General features: G+C 35.8%; 3 protein-coding genes. All 3 read left to right on the top strand.

Annotated features, from left to right (window positions below):
• Positions 1-226 precede the first annotated feature (226 nt).
• The 3 genes from MRT15_RS12430 (at position 227) to MRT15_RS12420 (ending at position 1563) form a co-directional block, all read left to right on the top strand.
• On the top strand, positions 227-448 hold the full coding sequence (locus tag MRT15_RS12430; RefSeq protein WP_304330611.1) for a hypothetical protein: 222 nt from the start codon (positions 227-229) through the stop codon (positions 446-448).
• A 457-nt stretch (positions 449-905) separates the two neighbouring features.
• A complete protein-coding gene (locus MRT15_RS12425) occupies positions 906-1100 on the top strand; it encodes a hypothetical protein (RefSeq protein ID WP_304330610.1) in 195 nt (64 codons plus the stop codon).
• Positions 1101-1329: 229 nt separating this feature from the next.
• Positions 1330-1563, top strand: coding sequence for a hypothetical protein (locus tag MRT15_RS12420; protein ID WP_304330609.1), 234 nt, complete (start codon positions 1330-1332; stop codon positions 1561-1563).
• Positions 1564-2080: the final 517 nt, after the last annotated feature.

Genomic DNA, 2080 nt, shown 5'->3' with positions numbered 1-2080 from the left:
CCTTAAAGCTGAAGCATAAGTTACTTATGTCAAAAGATCCACGTGCTAAATGATATGCACAGCACTTAACAGAATGCAAGCATTATATGGAGCTTAAAATCAATTCGCTAGATTTTCTCAAGAAACCTGAGTTGAATTAACCCTCTATTCTCAAGATCAGGTAATAATCTAGACTTCTTTTACTTACACATAGTTTATTATAAACTTGTTAGGTGAAGCTACGGAAATGTTTGGAAAAATTCATAATTTGAACTTAACCCTTCTTAACTTTAGGATAACTGCACCAAAATCGTGGCTAATAAATACTCCTGCTTTTACGCGCTGTGGAAACTCACAGTACTCTGGTTTTAATCTTGAGAAGAGCCTCCTTCCAACTAGGCCTCTAATTTCAGCCTTGCTTGTAGATATTCCGATTGAAAATAACTCATCGTGGGAGGACATACTATAAGGTTTGTTGAATTAAAATATTGAGATCTGCCGCGGGATGATTCTCCACACTATGGAGGCTTAAATAATTGAGTGGGGAGGATAGGTGATGAATCTTTAAACGGGCATGTATGTGAGGACCTTGAAGCTAAATTGAATTGTTGAAATCAAAATACATGATGATAGAAATTGTTATCCAAACTTAGGGAGACCATCTATCCTGAAACCGTTAACAAACCGTTTTCTCCGTCTTGTAAACTTAAGCATGTTTCATCACCTCTATTATTGGTATTGTATTCTCCATGAATTCCTTGCTTTAACTCTCCTATTTATCCATTTGTTTAGCATTATAATTATTGTTTAGAAGCATTTCCGCATGCTCCTCATCGTATTCATCCTTAATGCATGTAGTTATCGAATAGTTTAGTCCTATCCTTAACATACTCTGAACTCATCTCAAAATTCCGTATCTTAGATGTATGATTATTGATGCTATTGTTACTAAGGCTATACGTATCTTTAAGTCTCTTCTAAAACCCCATAAGGAAACAACAAAAACCAAGAAGAGAAGCTTAAATAGTTTTGAGATGAGCTCCAAGATAACTATTGGTAATTTTGGGAGGTTGGGTCATGTTGAAGATATTGCTGATGAAAGGAGTGGAGGAATTTATTAAAAAGCTGAGGCACTTCCATAGTCGTAATCCAATTCCACCGCTGCCCTAACTATTCCCTCAATATGTTTATGAGGATTCCCATACAGCCTTATATGTAGTGGAGAATGGTTTGTTCTCTCAACACAGCATGAGATATGTCAAGTTAACATATAGTAGATCCATTAAGCTAAGGCTTAGCTTGACAGCATGAAGAGGAAAGTATAAATAGTAAACTTTACTATTCGACATTATGAGTAAGAGCATTTCCATTAACGTTCCAGGAGAAATTTGGATTCTTATCTCAAAGGATGAGCTACTTAAAAAGGCTATGGAACGTATTGCTGTTGAAGAATTCAGAAAGCTTTTGTTGAAGTATTTTGTAGCAGAGGAGATTACTGGAGTTGTAGATGAAAAGGAAATAGTTAGAATAGATGATGAGCTGAAGGAAAAAGCATGGGAAGAACTGAAACGGAAATGGATATAATCGATAGTAACAAAATAATTTCTGCGGTAGTAAGTAAGGGAATCGTTAGAAGGATTGCTGTATTTTCAGGTATAAGCTTTTACGCACCTAAGAATTAGTGGAAGTCGGGAAACATAGAGAAGAAATATGTAAACGCATAGGTTTAAAGTAGAATCTTTCAGCTTTATCTTAGAATTAATGCTTCCAAATTTAACATTGTTGAAGAATCAGCCAACAAATTTCAGAAGCCTAGCAGTATCTAAGGGTTTGACGAAAGGGATACGCTCTTCGTTGCTAGCTTTAAAGTTAGGGCGTCTATATGGATAAATGATAAAGCATGGTGTTAAGACACAAGCTTAGCTGTGGATACTGAGGCTTTAATGAAAGCTTTAAGGGGAGAACTAGAATTAAGTGATTGGCTAGTTAGAAAAGAACTCAGAGCAAAAATCTAGGGCCGCCATAAACAAATAATAGATGACAAATGGAAAGCTTTTGAAAAAGTTTAACAAAGGTATTACGCGCGCTTAAGAAGGCTTCT

Source organism: Candidatus Culexarchaeum yellowstonense (assembly GCF_024707025.1).
Taxonomy (GTDB): domain Archaea; phylum Thermoproteota; class Methanomethylicia; order Culexarchaeales; family Culexarchaeaceae; genus Culexarchaeum.
The sequence above is the reverse complement of the archived record's forward strand: the minus strand, read 5'-3'. Positions and strand labels throughout refer to the sequence as shown.